Origin of the sequence: Niallia sp. MER 6, assembly GCF_023714395.1 — a bacterium.
Classification (GTDB): Bacteria; Bacillota; Bacilli; order Bacillales; family Cytobacillaceae; genus Niallia.
Genome location: NZ_JAMAUK010000008.1, coordinates 21,979 through 43,042, shown reverse-complemented (window position 1 = coordinate 43,042; position 21,064 = coordinate 21,979). Strand labels below are relative to the sequence as shown.

General features: G+C 40.5%; 23 protein-coding genes. 3 read left to right on the top strand and 20 right to left on the bottom strand.

Features of this window, described 5'->3' with window-relative positions:
* Positions 1–100: 100 nt before the first annotated feature.
* The 9 genes from M3600_RS12435 to M3600_RS12395 form a co-directional block, all read right to left on the bottom strand.
* Positions 101–1,867, bottom strand: coding sequence for an ATP-binding protein (locus M3600_RS12435; RefSeq protein ID WP_233313318.1), 1,767 nt, complete (start codon positions 1,865–1,867; stop codon positions 101–103).
* A complete protein-coding gene (locus M3600_RS12430; RefSeq protein ID WP_233313317.1) occupies positions 1,864–2,580 on the bottom strand; it encodes a response regulator transcription factor in 717 nt (238 codons plus the stop codon). Before M3600_RS12430 ends, M3600_RS12435 begins: the two co-directional genes overlap by 4 nt.
* A gap of 225 nt (positions 2,581–2,805) precedes the next feature.
* A complete protein-coding gene (locus tag M3600_RS12425; RefSeq protein WP_237941672.1) occupies positions 2,806–3,534 on the bottom strand; it encodes a pseudouridine synthase in 729 nt (242 codons plus the stop codon).
* A 158-nt stretch (positions 3,535–3,692) separates the two neighbouring features.
* Positions 3,693–4,226 carry a spore maturation protein gene (locus M3600_RS12420; RefSeq protein WP_233313315.1) on the bottom strand — a complete coding sequence of 178 codons (534 nt, stop codon included), beginning with the start codon at positions 4,224–4,226 and terminating at the stop codon, positions 3,693–3,695.
* Positions 4,227–4,233: 7 nt separating this feature from the next.
* Positions 4,234–4,821, bottom strand: a complete 588-nt coding sequence (locus M3600_RS12415) for a nucleoside recognition domain-containing protein (RefSeq protein ID WP_233313314.1) — start codon at positions 4,819–4,821, stop codon at positions 4,234–4,236.
* Positions 4,814–5,962: a D-alanyl-D-alanine carboxypeptidase family protein gene (locus M3600_RS12410; protein ID WP_233313313.1), complete on the bottom strand. Its 1,149-nt coding sequence runs from the start codon at positions 5,960–5,962 to the stop codon at positions 4,814–4,816. Before M3600_RS12410 ends, M3600_RS12415 begins: the two co-directional genes overlap by 8 nt.
* A gap of 154 nt (positions 5,963–6,116) precedes the next feature.
* Complete coding sequence (locus tag M3600_RS12405; protein ID WP_237941673.1) at positions 6,117–7,010, bottom strand: superoxide dismutase; 894 nt, start codon at positions 7,008–7,010, stop codon at positions 6,117–6,119.
* Positions 7,011–7,142: 132 nt separating this feature from the next.
* Entirely contained in the window at positions 7,143–7,724 is a 582-nt protein-coding gene (gene scpB, locus M3600_RS12400; RefSeq protein WP_282581398.1) for an SMC-Scp complex subunit ScpB, read from the bottom strand.
* Positions 7,721–8,476 carry a segregation/condensation protein A gene (locus M3600_RS12395; protein ID WP_233313310.1) on the bottom strand — a complete coding sequence of 252 codons (756 nt, stop codon included), beginning with the start codon at positions 8,474–8,476 and terminating at the stop codon, positions 7,721–7,723. The genes scpB and M3600_RS12395 overlap by 4 nt, the downstream gene beginning before the upstream one ends.
* Positions 8,477–8,666: 190 nt before the next feature.
* On the opposite strand from M3600_RS12395, the gene M3600_RS12390 reads away from it, so the two are divergent.
* A complete protein-coding gene (locus M3600_RS12390; protein ID WP_251646243.1) occupies positions 8,667–9,194 on the top strand; it encodes a DUF309 domain-containing protein in 528 nt (175 codons plus the stop codon).
* A 58-nt stretch (positions 9,195–9,252) separates the two neighbouring features.
* Here M3600_RS12390 and M3600_RS12385 read toward each other — a convergent pair whose 3' ends face one another.
* On the bottom strand, positions 9,253–9,621 hold the full coding sequence (locus M3600_RS12385; protein WP_233313307.1) for a GNAT family N-acetyltransferase: 369 nt from the start codon (positions 9,619–9,621) through the stop codon (positions 9,253–9,255).
* 448 nt (positions 9,622–10,069) lie between these two features.
* Here M3600_RS12385 and M3600_RS12380 point away from each other — a divergent pair, with 448 nt between their 5' ends.
* Positions 10,070–10,936, top strand: a complete 867-nt coding sequence (locus tag M3600_RS12380) for a DUF1002 domain-containing protein (protein ID WP_233313305.1) — start codon at positions 10,070–10,072, stop codon at positions 10,934–10,936.
* A gap of 37 nt (positions 10,937–10,973) precedes the next feature.
* On the opposite strand, the gene lysA is transcribed toward M3600_RS12380, so the two are convergent.
* The 9 genes from lysA to M3600_RS12335 form a co-directional block, all read right to left on the bottom strand.
* Positions 10,974–12,299, bottom strand: a complete 1,326-nt coding sequence (gene lysA / locus M3600_RS12375; protein ID WP_233313303.1) for a diaminopimelate decarboxylase — start codon at positions 12,297–12,299, stop codon at positions 10,974–10,976.
* 182 nt (positions 12,300–12,481) lie between these two features.
* A complete protein-coding gene (locus tag M3600_RS12370; protein ID WP_282581399.1) occupies positions 12,482–13,954 on the bottom strand; it encodes a spore germination protein in 1,473 nt (490 codons plus the stop codon).
* Positions 13,935–14,516: a stage V sporulation protein SpoVABEA gene (spoVAEA, locus tag M3600_RS12365; protein WP_233313295.1), complete on the bottom strand. Its 582-nt coding sequence runs from the start codon at positions 14,514–14,516 to the stop codon at positions 13,935–13,937. Before spoVAEA ends, M3600_RS12370 begins: the two co-directional genes overlap by 20 nt.
* A 34-nt stretch (positions 14,517–14,550) precedes the next feature.
* On the bottom strand, positions 14,551–14,970 hold the full coding sequence (locus M3600_RS12360; RefSeq protein ID WP_233313293.1) for a stage V sporulation protein AB: 420 nt from the start codon (positions 14,968–14,970) through the stop codon (positions 14,551–14,553).
* Complete coding sequence (locus M3600_RS12355; protein ID WP_233313291.1) at positions 14,960–15,580, bottom strand: stage V sporulation protein AA; 621 nt, start codon at positions 15,578–15,580, stop codon at positions 14,960–14,962. Before M3600_RS12355 ends, M3600_RS12360 begins: the two co-directional genes overlap by 11 nt.
* Before the next feature lie 118 nt (positions 15,581–15,698).
* A complete protein-coding gene (gene sigF / locus M3600_RS12350) occupies positions 15,699–16,454 on the bottom strand; it encodes an RNA polymerase sporulation sigma factor SigF (RefSeq protein ID WP_233313290.1) in 756 nt (251 codons plus the stop codon).
* Between the two features lie 12 nt (positions 16,455–16,466).
* Positions 16,467–16,907 carry an anti-sigma F factor gene (gene spoIIAB, locus M3600_RS12345; RefSeq protein ID WP_233313288.1) on the bottom strand — a complete coding sequence of 147 codons (441 nt, stop codon included), beginning with the start codon at positions 16,905–16,907 and terminating at the stop codon, positions 16,467–16,469.
* Positions 16,908–17,258 carry an anti-sigma F factor antagonist gene (spoIIAA, locus tag M3600_RS12340; RefSeq protein WP_233313286.1) on the bottom strand — a complete coding sequence of 117 codons (351 nt, stop codon included), beginning with the start codon at positions 17,256–17,258 and terminating at the stop codon, positions 16,908–16,910. It lies immediately after the preceding gene.
* A gap of 125 nt (positions 17,259–17,383) precedes the next feature.
* Entirely contained in the window at positions 17,384–18,547 is a 1,164-nt protein-coding gene (locus tag M3600_RS12335) for a D-alanyl-D-alanine carboxypeptidase family protein (protein ID WP_237941676.1), read from the bottom strand.
* A gap of 227 nt (positions 18,548–18,774) precedes the next feature.
* Between M3600_RS12335 and map the strand changes: the two genes are divergently transcribed.
* Positions 18,775–19,521 carry a type I methionyl aminopeptidase gene (gene map / locus M3600_RS12330; protein WP_233313282.1) on the top strand — a complete coding sequence of 249 codons (747 nt, stop codon included), beginning with the start codon at positions 18,775–18,777 and terminating at the stop codon, positions 19,519–19,521.
* 45 nt (positions 19,522–19,566) lie between these two features.
* Here the strand turns inward: map and M3600_RS12325 are convergent, their stop codons facing one another.
* Positions 19,567–20,982: an amidohydrolase gene (locus M3600_RS12325; RefSeq protein WP_251646241.1), complete on the bottom strand. Its 1,416-nt coding sequence runs from the start codon at positions 20,980–20,982 to the stop codon at positions 19,567–19,569.
* Positions 20,983–21,064: the final 82 nt, after the last annotated feature.

Sequence of the window (21,064 nt, the reverse complement as noted above, 5' to 3'; positions counted from 1 at the left end):
ATTTTTAAGCAAAACAAAAAGGAAGGAATAATCCTTCCTTATGTTCTATTATGTTAAATTGTTTCTTGTGAATCAAGAAGAATCGGCAACATCTCTAAATTTATTCAACATTTCGGGGCAAAAAGATAAAAAATGTCGTTCCATGACCATACTTGCTTGTGACAGATATATGGCCATTATGAGCCTCCACGATATTTTTGGCAATGGCAAGCCCCAGTCCTGTGCCCGCGCTGCCTCTCGTCCTTGCCTTATCCGCCTTGTAAAAGCGCTCAAAAATATATGGCAAATCCTCTTCTTTAATCCCGGCACCGTTATCTTCTATTTCCAAGTAAATGCCGACATTATCTGATTTTGCATTGATTTTCACAGTACCATTGTCTTTCGTATGCCTGATGCAATTGTCGATAATATTTGTGACCACCTGCTCGATTTTATCAACATCCATCACAAATGGCGTCATATCCTCTTGGATATCCATCGTTATTTCAATATTTTTTTCTTTTGCGATTGCATTAAACTTCCGTGCAACCCGATGAAAGAAGGAAGTCATTTCCACTTCATCTAGGAATAGCTCAAGATGTCCCGCTTCCATCCTTGCTAAATCAAGGAGCTCATTGACAAGGCGGCCCATGCGAAGAGATTCGTCATAAATGATTTTGGCCATTTCCTGCTTTTCTTCCTCAGATTGTGCAATATTATCTACAATGGCTTCACTATAGCCTTGCAGCATACTGATCGGTGTGCGCAATTCGTGAGATACGTTAGCAATAAAATCGTTGCGCAGCTTGTCCAGCTTCCGCTCTTCGGTCATATCCCTAATAACTGCAATAGCTCCTCTTATCTGTTCCCTATTATAGAGGGGACTTACAATAATCACCCACGCTCTATGCGAAAGCTTCATCTCGGCAATTTGCTCTTCTCCCGTGCCGATGGCAAGCTGAAACAGTTCTTTCACTTCTGCAGGCACTTGCTCTTGCAGCGGCTCACTGCTGCCTTGTTCATAATGCCAATATTGCAGAAATCTTTCTGCCGGAGGATTTGTTATAAGCAAACTTCCGTTTTTATTAAACGTAAGCACACCGTCTGCCATGCCGCTCAGTATATTACCGAGCTGTTCTTTTTCTTGGCTTAAGGCATTTATGTTAAAGTTCAGCCGTTTTGCCATTTGATTAAATGCTACAGACAGCTCCCCTATTTCATCTTGAGACCATATTGGAACAGTAGTCTCGAAATTCCCTCTTGCCAGCTCCATTGCAGCCTCTCTCATCTTGCGGAGTGGGGCTGTAATTCTAGTAAGCAAAAAGAAAGCAAATATTGTTGTTAAAATAATGGCGACAACAGCAGCTAACACAATAAACTTCGTTGTTGAGTTTTTTGTATCATTAAGAACAGACAGATTTTGAAAAACATAGACTGCACCAATCGGTTTATCTCCCTGAAGTATAGGAACACCGCTTGCTGTCACTTCAACATTCTCATTTGTTCCTTCGCTTGCAAGTTTAATTGTTTGCATAGTCTCCTTGCCGTTAACGTTCACTTGTTTAAGCTGTTTGCTTGATAGGGCCGTTTCCATTGAATCCTGCGTAAATTCACTGTCCGGAGATATCGAAGTCTTACCATCTAATTCAATCGCCGCAGCGGCAGATTCATCCACCAGCTCCCACACGATATCCATGCCGATATCCGGATGTTGCTCAAGAATGCTTGACGCCTTGGCAGCATTGCTTGTCAGCTCTTTTTTTGTCAACTCCATATGATACTGCTCAAAATACTCAAGGAGCATAACAGTCAATATAATCAATACGACTGAAATCAGCAGTAAAAAGGTACTCCAAAGCTTAAATACAACACTTCTCCAAAACATCATCCATTGCTGACCTCGAACTTGTAGCCTACTCCCCAAACTGTAACAATCATCCGAGCAGCGTCCTCTGATACTTTATTCAGTTTTTCTCTCAAACGTTTAACATGTGTATCGACTGTGCGTAAATCGCCAAAAAAGTCATAATGCCACACTTCTCTCAGCAGCAGCTCCCTGTCATATACTTTGTCTGGTGATTTAGCAAGAAATAACAGCAATTCATATTCCTTTGGCGTGAGACTGACTTCTCTGCCATTTGCAAGAACACGGTGCGCATCATTGTCAATTGTTAAGTAAGGAAACACAATTAAGTCCTTTGCACTGCTTTCACTTTGTACAAATCCAGCTGGAGCAGATCTTCTTAATAAAGCTTTGACTCTCAACACTACTTCCCGCGGACTGAAGGGCTTAACAATATAATCATCTGTACCTGCTTCAAATCCTTGCACCCTGTTAATTTCTTCTCCTTTGGCAGTAAGCATAATAACAGGTGTCGCCTTTTTCTCCCTCAGCTCCTTGCAAACTTCCATTCCGTCCTTGCCTGGCATCATCAAATCGAGCAAAATAATATCATAATCGCTGGAAAGAGCTTTATTTAAAGCGGTTTGCCCGTCTGATGCTTCCTCAACAAGAAAGTCCTCTCGTTCTAAATACATTTTCAGCAGCCTTCTGATTCTGTCCTCATCATCCACGACAAGAATTTTTATTTCCTTCTCCATTTGGTAATCCTCCTTACAACGCTTCTATGATAATAATGGAAGCACGCTAAACACTTTTTTGCATGTTTCCTTTTTTGCCCATCTTATAAACAACAAAATCCCAAAGACTTGTTAAATATCAATGGGATTTCCGTAAAAAACTTATAATCATTATAGCATTTTAATGTTGCAGATATTGTAATCATGCACCTTGTTCTGTGAACGTTTTATGAATTTTTAACAAGCTTATTTTTTCTTATTCGCTTCCGTGCGAAGAAGTTTTACTTCATGTGCTGTTAATTCACGTGCATCACCAGGGCTCAAGCCATTCAAATTCAAAAAGGAGTATCGTTCCCTTTTCAGCTTTAACACAGGTGTGCCAATCGCTTCGAACATTCTGCGGACTTGGCGGTTTTTGCCTTCATGAATTTTCAACTCAACGATAGACGTTCCTTTTTTCTTATCCACAGACAGAACCTTAGCTTTTGCTGGTGCTGTCTTACCGTCTTCAAGCATAACGCCTTTTTCCAGCAGCTTGATTTTCTCTCGCATCGGAATGCCTTTAATCTTTGCGACATATACCTTCTCTATTTCCCCTTTAGGGTGCATCATCAAGTTCGCGAATTCTCCATCATTTGTGAGCAAAATAAGTCCAGATGTGTCATAATCAAGACGTCCGACCGGATAGATTCTTGATGATATTACTTCAGAAAAGAAATCTGTTACGACTTTTCTGCCTTTATCATCATTCACACTCGAAATCACGCCGCGAGGCTTGTACAGCAAGAAGTATACAGGCTCCTCCCTTTCAATTGGAACACCGTTCACTTCAACCTTGTCAGAAGGTCCAACTTTTACACCTAATTCTTTTACGACTTTACCGTTAACAGTAACTCTTCCATCCAGAATTAATTCTTCTGCTTTCCTTCTCGATGCAATCCCAGCATGGGCAATTACCTTTTGCAGTCTTTCCATTTATGTTTCACCTCATTAAATTCATCAACAGCAATAGCTTACTTTTCAAACAGCCATATTTTTTGTCATCTTTTGAATTATGACATAAGTTTGCCCATTTTCAAAGGAAAGTCTGTAAAAACACTGAAATAAAAAAAAACTCCGAACGAATCGGAGCATCACTTACCAAACATTAATGTCACAACAACAATCGCTGCTACAAACCCGACAAGGTCTGCAAGCAGCCCTACTTTAAGTGCATCACCCATCTTTTTGATGCCGACAGCGCCAAAATACACAGTTAGCACATAAAAGGTCGTATCAGTACTGCCTTGAATAGTAGCCGCAAGCCGGCCGATATAGGAGTCCGGACCATAGGTGGCAATCAGGTCACTTGTCATACCAAGTGCTGCATTGCCAGAAATAGGGCGAATAAACGCAAGCGGAGCAACCTCTGATGGCACTCCAAAAAAGTCTAATGCCGGCTTTAGAAATCCCATAAAATATTCCAATGCCCCTGATGCACGGAATACCGAGATTGCCACAAGCATGCCCACTAAAAAAGGGATAATGGAAAAGGCCATTGAAATGCCCTCTTTCCCTCCTTCTACAAAACTTTCATATGTTGGTACACGCTTGTATGTTCCATAAACGAGAATAAAGCAAATTAAAGAAGGAATCATCCAAACTGACAACAGTGAAATAATTTCCATTATGAATTCATCCTTTTCTCATTCTTCGATAGTAAAAATATCGATCAATTAAAATCCCGCTAATTGCGGAGAAAATCGTCGCAATTAAGGTCGGTCCAACTATATCAGTCGGTGAAGCTGAATCGTAGTTGATGCGAATGGCGATAACCGTTGTTGGAATAAGCGTTATGCTGGAGGTATTTAATGCCAAAAAGGTTATCATGCTGTTGCTTGCACTCGTCTTGCCTCCGTTTAACCGCTTCAGCTCCTCCATTGCTTTTATTCCAAGGGGAGTCGCAGCATTTCCCAAACCGAAGATATTGGCCATCATGTTGGAAAGAATATATCCCATGGCCGGATGGTCCTTCGGCACCTCTGGAAACAGCTTGGATACTAAGGGTCTGAACAGATTTGTAAGTTTTTTTAAGAGGCCTGCTTGTTCCGCAATCTTCATCATGCCAAGCCAAAAGACTAGCACACTGATTAATCCGATACATATCGTAACTGCTTCTTTTGCACCTGAAAAGATTGCCTTGTTGACTTCATCGATTGTCCCATTAAAGATGGCAAAAACTATTCCAATCACAGTCAGGAGCACCCAAATGATATTAACCATCCTTATCTACTCCCATAACTGCCAGAAACATACTTTTAAAATGGTCAAAGAAGCTCTTCTTTTCTTTTACTTTTGCATGTTCAAAATAAACGGGAGCAGTTTCTACCAGCTTGCCTTCTAAATAGATCTCTGCATTGCCGACTATGTCAGGAACACTCTGCTCCTTCTTTTTCCAATCTGCTTGGACTTTTGAAAGCTTAAATTGGATTTTTAACTCATCCTTCTCCGCTTCCGTAATCGGATACACTAAATCCTCTTTAATATACAGCTTGTTTTTATAGAAGGAGTCCTTTGTCTTAACTTTGCCTTTTTCCAGCACTAATGCCATTTGATAATTCTTAAATGCAGTCTCATACATGTTTATATGATCATCCCAATCATCAGGATCGTTTAAAGTGACTGCAATCAGCTCGACTCCATCTTTTTCCGCTGTGGAGACAAGGGTTCTTTTCGCTCTTTTTGTATAACCTGTTTTTCCGCCTGTGGTGTACTCATAAAGACCAGTCAGCAGCTTGTTTTTGTTCTTCCAAACCCGGTCCCATTCTCCATCAGGATTTTCTGAACGGTAATTTTTTGTTCCTGCTATTTTTTTGTATTGCTCATTATCCATCGCATACTTTGTTAGTAACGCCATGTCATAGGCAGATGAATAATGATCCTCATGATCATCCAGCCCATGAGGATTAGCGAAATGTGTGTCCTTCATGCCCAGCTCTTGTGCTTTTTGATTCATTAAGTAAACAAATCCGTCCAAACTTCCGCCGACATGCTCCGCAATAGCAGTAGCTGCATCATTCCCAGATCGAAGCATCAGCCCGTACACCAAATCTTCTAGAGAGATTTTTTCGCCGGCCTTCAAGTAAATCGAAGATCCCTCAGATCTAACTGCATTCTCGCTAATTTTCACCATATCATTCATTTTTCCCGACTCAATCGCAAGAATGGCTGTCATAATTTTTGTTATGCTGGCAATCCTTCTTTGGGTATGTGCATCCTTTTCATAAATGACTCGTCCTGATTCCTGCTCCATCAAAATGGCGCTGCTAGCACTGACATATATTTGCGCATTGGCATTTTGCGGGATAGTCAGCAACAGAAATGCCGTGATGCAAGATAGGAGTAATATCTTATATGGTTTCATATAACACTACCTCGTCTCCTTATATGGTTTGTACATATTTATGCAGGACAAGCGGGCTTATGACAAATTGGTAAAAACTTTAGACTTAGGCTCTCTTTTTAAAATCAAAAAAACAGACGAACCATTGCTGTTCGCCTGCATGCTCAATAAAAAATTAAAACGGCCTCCATTTCAAATCACTTGCCTTCGCAAACCTCTCTTCAACATCTTTCCAGTTAACGATTTTCCACCAATTACTGATATAATCAGCACGGTTATTTTTGTACTGTAAGTAATAGGCATGCTCCCAAACATCCAATGCCAACAAGGGAATTGTATCCCATTGAGTCAACAGCATATGCCTTTCTGATTGGAGAATTTCCAAATGGCGCGCCCGAGGTGACCAGACTAGGATTGCCCAGCCTACCCCTTCCACTGCCTTGGCTGCTTCTGTAAAGTGGTGCTTAAAAGCGTCAAAGCTGCCGAAATAATCCTTTATTGACTCAAGAAGCATCCCTTTAGGCTCTCCTCCGCCGTTTGGACTCATATTATTCCAAAAGATCGTATGCAAATAATGACCAGATCCGTGGAAGGCTAGCTCTCTCGACCAATGCTTCACAAGGTCAAACTTTCGATCTTTTCTTGCTTGTGCCAGCATTGTTTCTGCTTTATTTAGTCCATCCACATAGGATTGATGATGTTTTGTATGGTGAAGCCTCATAATTTCTTCCTCTATATAGGGCTCCAATGCATTATAAGCATACGGCAGCGGCGGCAGCTTGTGGCCTCCTGCCTTTACTGATGGTTCATTGATGAAAATCGTTCCAACCTGCTGTCTCTGCTTAAAGTAACCTTCCATTTCGTCCTGAAGCTCTTCCGCTTTATGCTGGATTTTAATCAGTTCCTCTGTATCAATCGGTTTGCGTTGGACCGTTTCCATTAAGGATGTAAACTTATCAAGGCTTTTCCAAATTTCTGCGCTTCTTTGGACATTCTCTGTTTCTAAAAAGTCCTTCAATTCTCTGTTCCAGACTAACACATCTTTTACATATTCATTGTAGCTGCTCATTGATCTCAGATAACCCCTTTTCTATCTAAAGTCATTCTTTACAGAATATGTGCAGAATGGGGGGAACATGTTTAAATAACCGAAAAAAAGAAGCAGGATGAATGCGTTGCTTTCATCCTGCCTCTTTTTGTTTTAGTCATCCAATTGCTGGAATGATTCGAAGAACAAATCTGCCTCTTCCTGCTTATAATCTTCCTCTTTTTCTGCTAATTCAGGAAGTTCCTTTAAGTCCTTTAAACCAAAATGATCTAAAAATTCCTTTGTCGTTCCGTATAAGATTGCCCTGCCTGCACCTTCTGCTCTGCCGACCTCTTTTATTAGCGCTTTTGCAGAAAGGGTATGAAGGGGCCTTTCTGTTTTCACACCGCGGATTTCTTCAATTTCTGCTCTTGTAATCGGCTGCCTGTAAGCAATAATGGCAAGGGTTTCAAGTGCAGCCTGTGATAATGTAGAAGCATGCGGGGATTCAACAAGCTTTTTTAAATAGACTGAATGCTCTTTTTTCGTGGCAAGCTGAAAGGTCCCGGCTATTTCCACAATGGAAATACCTCTATTTTCATCTTTACGATAATCCTCCATCAGCTCTCTTGTTACCTGCTCCGCCTCGAATTGCTCCACATTCAGGACATGGGCCAGCTGCTTAAGTGTCAAGCCTTCATCTCCAGCTGCGAATAATAAACTTTCAATAATACCTTTCCAATTTGTAACCATCAAAATCTTTCCTCTTCCTTTCCAACCACAAATATATCTGCAAAGTTATGCTCTTGTTCCACAAATAACGCCTGGCGCTTCATTAGCTCCAACAGAGCAAGAAAGGTCACAACTATATGGGTTTTATCATGGACAGGAAAAAGCTCTTCAAAATGAGTTCTTCTTCTGCTTTTAATGAAAACAAGAATTTCCTCCATCCTGCTCTCGATTGGAATTTCCTGTCTTGTTATTTTTGTCGATAGGGGCGCCTGCAGCTTTTTCCTGCGCATCAGCTTTTGGAACGCAGCCAGCATATCGTATAAAGACACGTCCAAATCGCTTTTAGCATTTTGATCTGCATCTTGGGTAAAGTCAGATAAATCGCTCGGAGGCTTCGTGAAAATCAACCCTCTCTCCTGCTCCATCTCCTTAAGATCATCCGCTGCTTCTTTAAATTTACGATATTCTACCAGTCTTTCGATTAAGTCTTCTCTTGAATCTTCTTCCGGCTCATACATAAGGTCATCATCAAGAAGCTCTTCATCGTATTTAGGAAGCAGCATCTTGCTTTTAATTGCGAGAAGTGTCGCTGCCATCACTAAAAATTCACTTGCAATATCAAGCTGCAGCTCTGACATTGCATGGATATATTCTAAGTATTGTTCCGTTATTTCCGCGACATTTATATCATATATATCAATTTCTAATTTATTTATTAAATGCAGCAGCAAGTCCAAAGGACCTTCAAAACTGTCAATCTTCACATTATATTGCATTATATCTCACCAAAATCCTAATAAAATAACATCCATATTCCTTATGCTAGTATAAGTATAGATGATTCCATAAAGTTATCCAATAATAAATTATACCATCTTCAAAAGCATATAGGGTAACTGACTTTTCTATCTGCTTGTAAAGGAAGTATAATAGCAAAAGATACTTTTTGTCGGGAAGGAGAAAATAGTGGTGTATCCAGATGAATATATTGAGTATTTGGCACATTTTCATGGAGATCAAGATTTCTTTGAGTGCCATGAAATATTAGAGGAATATTGGAAAGAGGTTGATCCAGGCAATAAAGAATCGATTTGGGTCAGCTTTATTTTAATGGCAGTATCATGTTATCACCATCGTCGCGGAAATTTCACTGGCGCACGCAAAACATTAGAAAAAGCCATTATCATGTTTAAGCATGGAAACTGGATATGGTCAGACTATGGACTGGATGAGCATATATTGCTGGCGAGATTGGAAGAAAGATTGCATAGTATCAATAACCAGCTTCCCTTTAAACCGTTAGTCCTGCCTATTAACGATGCTTTTTTAGAAGAGCAATGCGTGAAATGGTGTCTATCGCATGGAATGGAGTGGAAATCAAGTTTAATACCTGCTGAAGCAATTGTTCATCGTCATCTGACACGAGATAGAAGCGAGGTCATCTTAGAAAGAAATGCTGCCATTGCAGAGCGTAAGGAACGCAGGAAGAAATAGGTAGCAAAAAATCCCTGACCGCTTACCTGTAAGGAATCCGGTCAGGGATTTATTTTTATTACGAATTAAGATTTTCCTCCATATTCATGCATTTAGAAAGAAAGCCTACAGTCAATTCGTTCGCTTCGATTTTTTTGTTGGTATATAATGACTTAATTGCTTGCACCATCGATTTACCGACACCTTGATGTCTGTACGAAGGGTTTACGGATATATGCTGGATGCTGATTCTGTCCGCATCTTCAAAGCTGATTCCTATAAGCCCGATAATATCCTCTTCTTCCTTCCATAAAAAAAGCTGCCAATTCTCGTTAGCTTCGTATTGCTTTATCGTTTGCTGTAGCACTTTTAAATCCTTTTCGGCAGGCATAAAAGAAAGCAGGCCCATCGCAATTTTCTCAAAAGATTTTTTATAACGAATAATCATTTGTATCCCTCATTATTATTAAAGCATATTTACCTGTAAGTTTTCCCATAATGGATTGTTTCCAAACAATATTCTATTTTAAATATGAAGAAACCGGCACTAGTATTAAAATCCGCCATAAGAGCATAAATTATCTGACTTTGGCGAAACCTGTTATAAATACTATCATACATAAATTATGATTAATCTTCAATGAAAATATTATAAGAAGAAAGCATCATTACAGTAACTGCGTCAAAATCCCTACTGTTTGCAAGTAATCCATATATCATCTTCTCATTATAATAGTATGCTAAAACAATTCATTCAGCTACTATTTTTATTAGCCTTATTATCGATTATAATAGCAAGTGCAAATCCCGTCCTTTACACAATATGTGGGTAGAAGGAAACTTTTTGATTTGCCTGTACGTCTATATGCATAGAACATATTTAGGAGGAAACACAGATGATTAGAAAAAAATGGGCTGTGCTTGTCTTTTCACTTTTGCTCCTGCTGCCATTGCACGCATTAGCAGATGCAGCGCCAGGGGATATGATTATTACTTTAGGTGAAAACTTGACAGAAGAGCAGAAGAAACTGCTTCTGACGGAAATGAAAGCGCCTGATGATGCACAAATCATTACAGTCTCTAATAAAGAAGAACATCAATATCTAGGAAGCTATATTTCCAAGGCATTGATTGGCACAAGAGCCATCTCTTCCTCCGCTATTACCATCAATGATGCAGGAAGCGGAATAGAAGTGACAACTAAAAATATAAACTGGGTAACAGATGAAATGTATATTAATGCGTTAATAACTGCAGGTGTAAAGGATGCTGACATTTATGTTACAGCTCCAATTGAGGTTTCGGGGACAGCAGCACTTACAGGTCTTATTAAAGCATATGAAGTATCAACAGATACAGAAATTCCAGAGGATGTTAAACAGGCTGCCAATGAAGAGATGGTGCAGACCGCTAACCTCGGTGAAGAAATAGGAACAGATAAAGCATCTGCACTAATGGCAAAAATCAAAGAAAAAATCGCGGAAAATAAACCGTCGACAGATGCTGAACTGGAAAAAATCATCAATGATGCAGCAAGCGAGCTTAATATTTCGTTAAGCGATACTCAAAAGCAAACATTGATGGATTTCTTCAATAAGCTTAAAGAGCTGGATATCAACTGGAATCAGGTTGGAGATCAGCTGCAAGATGCAAAAGATAAATTTAATGCATTTATTGAAAGTGAAGAAGGTCAAGGTTTTCTTGCAAAAGTAAAAGAATTTTTTGCAAGTCTCGTTGATGCGATAAAATCATTCTTCTCTTAATAGAAAAAAAAGGAAGTGCAAATGCACTTCCTTTTTCTTATTTATTTACAGACGCCTTCTCTTTCAAAGGTAAATCCAGACGAACTATGTCCTCATACGTCTCTCTTTTTACAACAAGAACCGCTTCCTTGTTTTCCACAAAAACGACTGGAGGTCTTGGAATTCGGTTATAGTTATTAGCCATAGAATAACCATATGCACCTGTGCAGAACACTGCTAAAATATCTTGTTCTCCTGCTTTGGGCAGTGGTAGATCCCAAATTAGCATATCTCCTGATTCACAGCATTTACCAGCGATGGACACCGTTTCTTCTGCTTCAACCAAAGGTTTATTTGCCAAAACAGCCTCATATTTCGCATCATACAATGCCGGACGGATGTTATCTGTCATTCCTCCATCAATCGCTAAGTATTGGCGCACTTCTGGAACTTCTTTTCTCGAACCAATCTTATATAGAGTTGTGCCTGCATCCCCAACTAGTGATCTGCCTGGCTCAATCCAAATTTCCGGCATGCTCATGCCAAATTGATTCATATTTTTCTCCACTTCAGTAATAATCTCTTCCACATATTCTGAAGGCTGGATCGGTTGGTCTTCGTTTGTATATCTGATACCGAAGCCCCCGCCAAGGTTTAAAACTTTAGATTCAAAGCCGAAAGCCTGTTTCCATTTATAAAGCTGACCAATAATCTTTTTTGCAGCAAGCACAAAGCCTGTTGTCTCAAAAATTTGAGAGCCAATATGACAATGCAGCCCTAACAGCTCAAGATTTTCAGATTCCATCGCTTTAAGGATCGCTTCCTCTGCTTGTCCATTTTGCAGTCCAAAGCCAAATTTAGAATCCTCTTGTCCTGTAAGGATATAGTCATGTGTATGTGCTTCAATCCCAGGTGTTACGCGAAGCAGAATCGGCATCTTGCTGTGGTTCTGTTCACACAGCTCCTGCAATAAGGCAAGCTCATAAAAGTTGTCAACTACAATACAGCCGATTTTATGCTCAATTGCCATCAGCAGTTCTTCTCTGCTTTTGTTATTGCCGTGGAAATGGATTCTTTCCATCGGGAAACCAGCTGTAATTGCCGTATAAAGCTCACCGCCGGATACTACGTCAAGGGACAGCCCTTCCTCATTGGCAAGCTGTACCATTGCAATTGTTGAAAATGCTTTGCTTGCATAAGCAACCTGTGCCGGAATACCTCGTTTAGCGAATGTATCCTTAAATCCTCTTGCTCGTTCTCTGATAAGTGCAACATCATATACATATACTGGTGTTCCGAATTCTTCGACTATTTTCACTGTGTCAACACCGCCAATTTCCAAATGGCCAGCTTCGTTCACACTGGAAGTTCCATAATAATGCATATATCCCCCTCGATTCTCCCTAAGATTGATATGAAAGGCTAAGATGAAAAAATAAGAAACAAGCAGACAGTTCCCCTTTCGAACTGTCTGCCTTTTTATGTCCAATTATTTAACAGCCTACTTGATTAAACAAATGTATCATAAATAAACCCATTTCTCAATCCTCTTTTTATTGGATATTTCTATTTATTACGGTCTTGAGCATGTGCATGGCTTGGTCTTAATTTACTACTAGGAACTGTTCTTCTGATAAGAATATTAAGTAGCGCCTTTGGATAAAACGGAATGAAAGGCCATAGATATGGAACATTCAATGTGCGCAAGCTTGCTAAAAACAGAACATACAAAGTACAGCCGACAACAAAACCTGGAGTATGGAATATAGCGACTAATATTAAGAGAACAAAGCGTACGAGCTTATTGGCAATCCCTAATTCATAACTTGGAGTCGCAAAATTCCCGATTGCTGCCACTGACACATAAAGAATAACTTCTGGTACAAACAAACCAACATCAATGGCGATTTGCCCAATCATAACGGCCGCAATTAAGCCCATAGCGGTCGACAGCGGTGTCGGTGTATGAATGGCTGCAATCCTTAAGAATTCTAAACCGAAGTCAGCAATAAATAACTGAACAATAATCGGCAAGTGGGTACGCTCTGTCGGTCCGATAAAGGCCAGGTTTTCCGGCAGCAAAGACGGCTCAAGTGTAACAAGGAACCACAATGGCAAGAAAAACAAGGAAGCGATAACACCTAAAAAGCGAACCCAGCGCACAAATGTGCCGACCATTGGAGCTTGTCGATATTCCTCAGCATGCTGCAAATGATGAAAGAACGTAGCAGGTGTAATAATAACACTCGGTGATGTATCAACATATATGACAACATGGCCTTCTAGCAAATGATTGGCTGTGACATCTGCTCTTTCTGTGTAGCGGACTAGAGGATATGGATTGTAACCTTGCTTTAGCAAAAACTCCTCAATTGTCTTGTCTGCCATCGAGATGCCATCAACATTTATTTGCTCTAGCTCCTTTTTAATGATTGCAACTAGATCTGGATCAGCAATATCTTTAATATAACCAATTGCCACATCAGTTTTTGACCGTTCTCCGACCTTCATAATCTCAAAACGGAGCCGCTCATCACGTATTCGTCTTCTTGTAATTGCCGTATTTACGATAATATTCTCGACAAAACCATCACGAGAACCGCGGATAACCTTTTCTGTATCCGGTTCCTGCGGAGTTCTGCCAGGATAGCTTCTTACATCGATGGCAATACCTTTTTCATAGCCTTCCATGACTGCAACAACTAAACCAGACAGCACTTGGTCTACAAGCTCATCCATTTTTTCCAGGGGCTTTACTTGGTGGTGCACAAGCTGGTTTTCAATAATTTTAAAAAAGTCATCTGATTGATGTACACGTTCTTCATCATTTAAAAATAATAGCTGTTCTAAAAGCTGAGAAATGATGGCACTGTCAACGAGTCCGTTCACATAGTACACATTTACCTCATGATGGAGAACACTGATTTTTCTCACTCCAAGGTCAAAGCTGACACCTAAGCCTACCCTGTCGGTCATGTACTTTTCTACATCGCAGAGCCTTCTAAAAATAGTCTCCATATCATGTGTTTCCTTGCTCATAAAATCCACTTCTTTCTAAAATATATTCCACTGCAATTCGTGTTATTGGTGCACCTTTTTCATAGGAATCTCTTTTGCCCATTTTGCCTATATCACCGATGCCGACAACTAAAGGCAAGTCGAGACTATCGAGACTGTAGACAGTATCACCGCTCATTCTTCCTATCTCATACTCTGGAATGCCAAGCTTATCTACACCGTAAGGAGTCAGATTGCCATCTTGGTCGATTGCCACATCAATCCTTGTCCATTCCTCTCTTCTCGTTCTGCTTGCAACAGCAATTACCCCAAGCACTTCCACATCCTTGTGTGCTGCTATGTATTTCAAAGCTGTCTCGCCTGCCCCCTCACCCACATAGCCACTATCATCAAACATCACTAATACGGGATCATTTTTGGCTTTTTTTATGAGATTTAAAATCTCCGGTCCACTATGGGTGGAGGGATTTCCAAATGACGTAGAAATGCAGCGGCCTCCCACTTCTTTTGCCACCATTTCAACTGCTCGTTTTGCATATTCGTCTCCATCTGTTATTAAAATAATTTTTCTTTTTGTACCCATCTGCAAATTCCTTTCTTTGACACTTTGCTAGAATCTACGGTGCAAAATACATCCAGTGAAATAAGGAGCCAAAGATTTTACCAAAGACAAGTGCCATCATCAATACGAGTAGCCGATCATCGAGGCTTACCCTTTTTGCGAGAAGAGGAAAAACATTTAATACTTCTGTAAGTGCTGCAGCAATCATACCTATATAGATTCCACCGGCTAGACCCATTACTGTTAACAGAATGGCTGGTAATGAGAAGGCTGGTTCTCTCAAAAAGACGAATGTACCGCAGACTGCACCGCAGACGACAGACCATTCATAGGAATATATCTTACTTCCTGTTTTCGTCAGCTGCGTCAATCTCGGAATAATCCCAAAGACGGTTAAAAAAGCAACATAACCGGCTCCGACTGTTATTCCCCAAGCTCCCCCAATAAAAAGGACAGCAAGTATTTTAATGATCATCTAATTTTTTCATGCTTTCTTTATTTTCATGCATGATGACATATTGGTCCAAAGCTTGCTGATAAGAGAAAACTTCTACTTCCAGGGGGCTTGGTTCCTCATTAAAACGCTTTTTGAATACATGGTTGAAAAAAATGATCATTCCTAAGCCTAAACCTAGACTATAGGGAATTTGGAAGATGAGAGGCTTTTCTACCTCTTTTCCTGTAATGATTTTATACAGCTTTTGGTGGACTGCCTGCATGCTGACGTCTTCATGAAAATTCATAATAGTCAAGGCAGAGCCAATAAAAAGGAGCAGCCAAACCAAAAGGAACAGCGGTATAGACACTTCTTTTTTTTTGAGGATGACTTCAATGATGGTTTGTGCAGGACCGATAATCTGTATCTCCAAGTTTAGATTGAAGCTGCGTATTGCCTTAATTACCCTTGTGCTGTCGATGATGATGATGTTACGGTCACTTTCTGAAATAGAATAGATTACCAAATTATTCAATTGTTCCATTAAGCTATCAGCAGCTATTACTTGGGCTAAATCCTTCAGCAGCACATCTTCATTCAATCTTTTTTCGATACGATTTCTCATCCGAATATAGACTGTCTCAGCCATTCATCAACACATCCAATCATCTAATGTTTTTACGATGATGGTAGTATTTGCTTAATGTGGGCAATTTATAATGATAATTTTTTTGGTAATATTTCCATATAAAAAGAGCAGATGGATATTAAATATCCATCTGCTCTTTCATTTGTAGCAATATTTTTTTCTCAAGGCGTGATACTTGGACTTGGGATATTCCAAGCCGGGTTGCAACTTCAGATTGTGTCTGATCTTTGTAATAGCGCAAATACACAATCAGCCTTTCTCTTTCGTCGAGCTCCCTAATCGCCTCTTGCAGGGCGATTTTATCAAACCATTTGCCCTCATTGCCATCATCTATCTGGTCTAGAAGGGTAATAGGATCGCCGTCGTTTTCATATACTGTCTCATGGATAGAGGACGGTGTTCTGGCGGCCTCTTGTGCTAAGACAATATCTTCCGGCGGAATATCAAGATGCTCTGAAATCTCTCCAACAGTTGGTGTACGGCCGTACTGCTTGGAGAGTTCATCTTTTGCTTTCCTGATTTTATTGCTCAGTTCCTTTAAGGAGCGGCTCACTTTCACGGTTCCGTCATCACGGATAAAGCGCTGAATTTCGCCAATGATCATCGGGACTGCATAGGTCGAGAACTTCACATCATAGCTTAAATCAAATTTATCTACTGATTTAAGCAATCCGATACAACCGATCTGAAATAAGTCATCCGGATCGTAGCCTCTGTTCAAAAACCTTTGCACGACTGACCATACAAGTCGCATATTCTTCTGGACTATTGTGTCTCTAGCTGACTGATCGCCATCTTGGCTTCTTTTGATAAGCTCCTTCACTTCATGGTCTTTTAAATACGTTTCTTTCTCCTTTTTTACCTCCACATCCATAAGCGATTCTCCTTAATTGCTTAGCATTTTGCTCTTTATTAAATGCTTGCGCAGGCGGATCTCAGTTCCATTTTCTGGGCTAGAATGCACTTCAATTTCGTCCATAAAATTTTCCATGATGGTGAATCCCATTCCGGATCTTTCCAATTCAGGCTTTGTCGTAAATAACGGCTGTCTTGCTTCTTCTACATCCATAATTCCTCTTCCATCATCACGAATGGTCAAATCGATAAAGGAATCTTCCATAATGACTGAAATGTAGACAATCCCGTCAGGGTCATTTTCATAACCATGAATAATACAGTTTGTGACCGCTTCTGATACGACTGTTTTGATTTCTGTCAACTCATCCATCGTTGGATCAAGCTGTGTAATAAAAGCAGCGACAGTTACCCTTGCGAAGGATTCGTTTTGGCTTTGTGCGCTGAATTGCAAATGCATTTCATTTCTCATTTATGCAACCCCCAATCTTTCAAGTGCAAATTGTTCATTTGTTTCCAGCTTCATTATCTTAAACATGCCAGACATATCAAACAACCGTTGTACACTCGGGGAGATTGCGCAAATCACCATTTCTCCGCCTAGCTGCTTTATTTGTTTATATCTGCCTAAGATTACTCCTAAGCCTGAACTATCCATAAATGATAAATGCTCTAAGTTTAAAACAATATGGCGAATATTTCTGCTCTCTATCGCATCAGTCGCTTTTGTGCGCAGCTCTTCTGCGTAGTGATGATCTAATTCCCCTGCTAAACGAATACAAAGAACATTGTTTTTTGTTTCCAGCTCAATATTAAGACTCACTATCCATAGCCTCCTCTTTTTAGGTTAGTGAGTCAATTCTACCTTTAATCCTGCATTTCCTTCAAGCAAGACAAAACTAGTGTTGATTCGCTAAAAAAAGAGGAATGCTGACAGTTTTAGCAAGCTTATTGCGTTTTTGTAAACATACCGGCAGTTCGTTTAAACAGTGTCCACCAGCCTGCTTCTTTAATTTCTGTTTGCGATACGAGCGGACTTTCCACGATTGTCTTGCCATCTTTCACAAACTGGACCTTGCCGATTTCCTGACCCTTTGCAATTGGAGCTTTTAAGTTTTTGTTCATGACGATTTTTTTCTCTACGTCATCAACCTTTTCTCCCTTTTTCGTCAATAGAGAGATTGGTTCGCTTGTAACGGCTGATGCCTGTTTTTGGTCCCCTTTGCTTACATTTACTTTGCCGATAAGCTCATTCCTCTTATAGACTGGATGCGTTTCGTATTGGCTAAATGCATAATCAAGCATTTTTGTTACTTGTGCATTCCGCTCTTTTGATGTAGGCGCACCAAAAACAACAGCAATCACACGCATTCCATTCTTTTGGGCAGTTGCTGTCAGGCAGTATTTTGCTTCTTTCGTGAATCCCGTTTTCAAGCCGTCTACTCCAGGATAAAACTTAACAAGACGATTAGTATTTACAAGCCAGAACTTCTTGTCAGAGTCTTCTCGCAAGTACGCCTCATATGTACCTGTAAATTTAGTGATATCCTCATATTTCAATAATTCCTTCGCCATGATAGCCATATCATGTGCTGTGCTGTAATGCTCATCGACCGGGAGGCCTGTGACATTCTTGAATGCTGTATTCTTCAATCCTAAACTGCTCGCTTTTTTGTTCATCATTTCTACAAATGCTTCTTCTGAGCCAGCAAGTCTTTCGGCTACTGCCACTGCTGCATCATTCCCAGACCCGATTGCAATGCCTTTAAGCATTTCCTCTGTTGTCATTTCTTCTCCAGGCTCCAAGAAGATTTGGGAGCCGCCCATTGAAGCTGCATGTTCACTCGTCCTGATTTTCTCGTCTATTTTGAGTTTACCTTGATCGAGTGCTTCCATGATTAAAAGCATAGTCATTATTTTTGTCATACTTGCCGGCGGCAGCTCTTCATTGCTGTTTTTCTCATATAGTACTGTCCCAGTGTCTCTGTCAATCAAAATAGCTGATTTAACATTGTCCACCAATTCACTACTTTTCTCTGCAGCAAGTGTGCTTGGTGCCAACATAGATGCAAATAGTAACATGGTTAAAAAGATTGTTGCGATGCGTTTCATCTCAAAGACCCTCCATTCTATATACTGTCCCATTTTTTCCAATCATGTTTTTTTTATACAGTCAGCTATAAATATTTTTCTTAGGAAGACTACTGTGCGCACGAGGAGTGAGTATCCTTGACACAATCATGCATTTAAGCTATTTTTAGACTGTTATATAAATAGTTCGGCTATAGAAATAAGCTGTATTAACTTAGTGGTTTTTTCGAAATAAAGGAGGAGAAATTTTGATTCAAATAAAAACAAAGGAGCAAATCGAAAAGATGAAGAAAGCCGGGGAAATCCTTGCAGATTGCCATAAGGAAATCCGCAAGTTAATTAAACCTGGCATTACAACACTTGAGATTGATAGATTTGCAGAAGAATATATCACAAAAAGAGGAGCAACACCTGAGCAGAAGGGATATCACGGTTATCCTTTTGCGACATGCGCATCTGTCAACGATGTTATTTGCCACGGATTTCCAAACAAGACTGCTTTGAAAAATGGCGATATCGTTACAATTGATATGGTGGTGAATTTAGACGGATGGCTTGCCGATTCTGCCTGGTCCTATGCGGTCGGAACGATTTCGGAGGAAGCGCAAAACTTGCTGAAAACGACAGAAGAGGCCCTGTATAAAGGGATAGAGCAAGCAGTTGTAGGAAACAGGGTCGGCGACATTTCCCATGCCATCCAAACCTTTGCAGAGTCAAAAGGCTATGCCGTTGTTCGCGACTTTGTCGGCCATGCGATTGGCAGAGACATGCATGAAGAGCCGCAAATTCCTCATTTTGGTCCTCCAAATTTGGGTAGAAGGCTGAAAGAAGGCATGGTTATCACGATAGAACCAATGTTAAATACCGGAATGTATCATGCGAAGGTTGATTTAGATGGCTGGACTGCAAGAACAGTAGACGGCAGTCTCTCAGCTCAATATGAGCATACGCTCGCAATCACAGCAAATGGGCCAGAGATATTAACAAAGCAATAAGAAAAAAAGGGAGGCTAATTTTAACGCTTCCCTTTTTGTATGCAATTATTCGTGGATAAGCTGTCTCACTTGATTTGGCGGCATTACATCTGCCGGTATTCCAGGCTCATAAAGTTTCACAGCCGATGTTTTTGCAAACTCTTGTTTAGCTTCGTCTATTAAAGAATGATCTTCCAACAAATCATAAAGTGTTAAAGCCATTGTTTTGGCAGCTAAATGCATTCCTTTAAAGCCGATAGAGCTGCCATAACAAGCCGTTGCTTGCCAGGAATGCGCTTGAACTCCTACCGGTGCACAAGTTGTCATCACTTGTCCTACAGGGGTGATCCAGCTTACATCGCCGACATCTGTTGAACCGCCGATTGATACACCTTTCATTCTTTGATCGTCAATATTGACTGTTGGAAGGAGATCATCTGTGAATGCTGCAATGCGCTGTTTAGATGTAGCAACGATACTTGGGTCAATGGAAGCGATAACTTCACTTGCAAATTGTTTTTCCTCTTCTGTAAAGAATAACGGGTTTTCCTCCATATTTTTCAGCATTAGCCCGTTTAATGTATCGTTGGGCAATGTTTCATAGGCGAAAGCAAGAATTTCAGAACGAACTGTCGTTTCTGTCATTATGGCCGCTCCATCGGCACATTTTTTTACCCTTTCAAGCAATTCGTCCACTTGTTCCTTTGTGGCAGCCCGGATATAATACCACACGGTGCTAGCATCTGGAACAACATTAGGAGCAAGACCTCCATTAGTAATGACATAATGTATTCTCGAGCCATCGAGGATATGTTCTCGCAAATAATTGCTGCCAATATTCATGATTTCCACGGCATCAAGTGCACTTCTGCCGGCATGAGGAGCTCCTGCAGCATGTGCTGCAATTCCGCTGAAATGGAATTTAATTGACACCATTGCTTGCATGCTAAAGTTTGACGTCATATTAGCAGTACCTGGGTGCCAAGTAAGGGCACAATCTAAATCATCAAATACACCTTCTCTTGCCATAAAGGTCTTGCCTGACAGAACCTCTTCGGCCGGACAGCCATAATAACGAATCGTTCCAGTGAGGCTTTCCTCTGCCATTTTCTCTTTTAAGGCAATAACTGCTGCCACCCCTGCTGTCCCTAATAGATTGTGTCCGCAGCCATGGCCTGGACCGTTTGCAACTATTTCCTCCCGAACTGGCGATACGGTTTGAGAAAGACCTGGCAATGCATCATATTCTCCTAATATGCCGATGACTGGACTGCCGCTACCAAACTCTGCAATAAAAGCCGTTTCTGAGCCTCCTGCATTTTTTGTAACCGTAAACCCGGCATTTTGCAGTGCTGCTATTTGCAGCCCGACAGCATGCGTTTCCTCATAAGCAAGCTGCGGATGTTCCCATATATCCTTCGCCATGTCTGTAAAGAATTGTTCATGTTCGTTCAGCCACTCTACTACATCTGTTTTACTCATATAAAGCCTCCTAATCAATTAGTTGCAAAAAGAAGAATGAATATTCTGTATTTTAAAAGCATAACCCATCTTTTTAATTCGT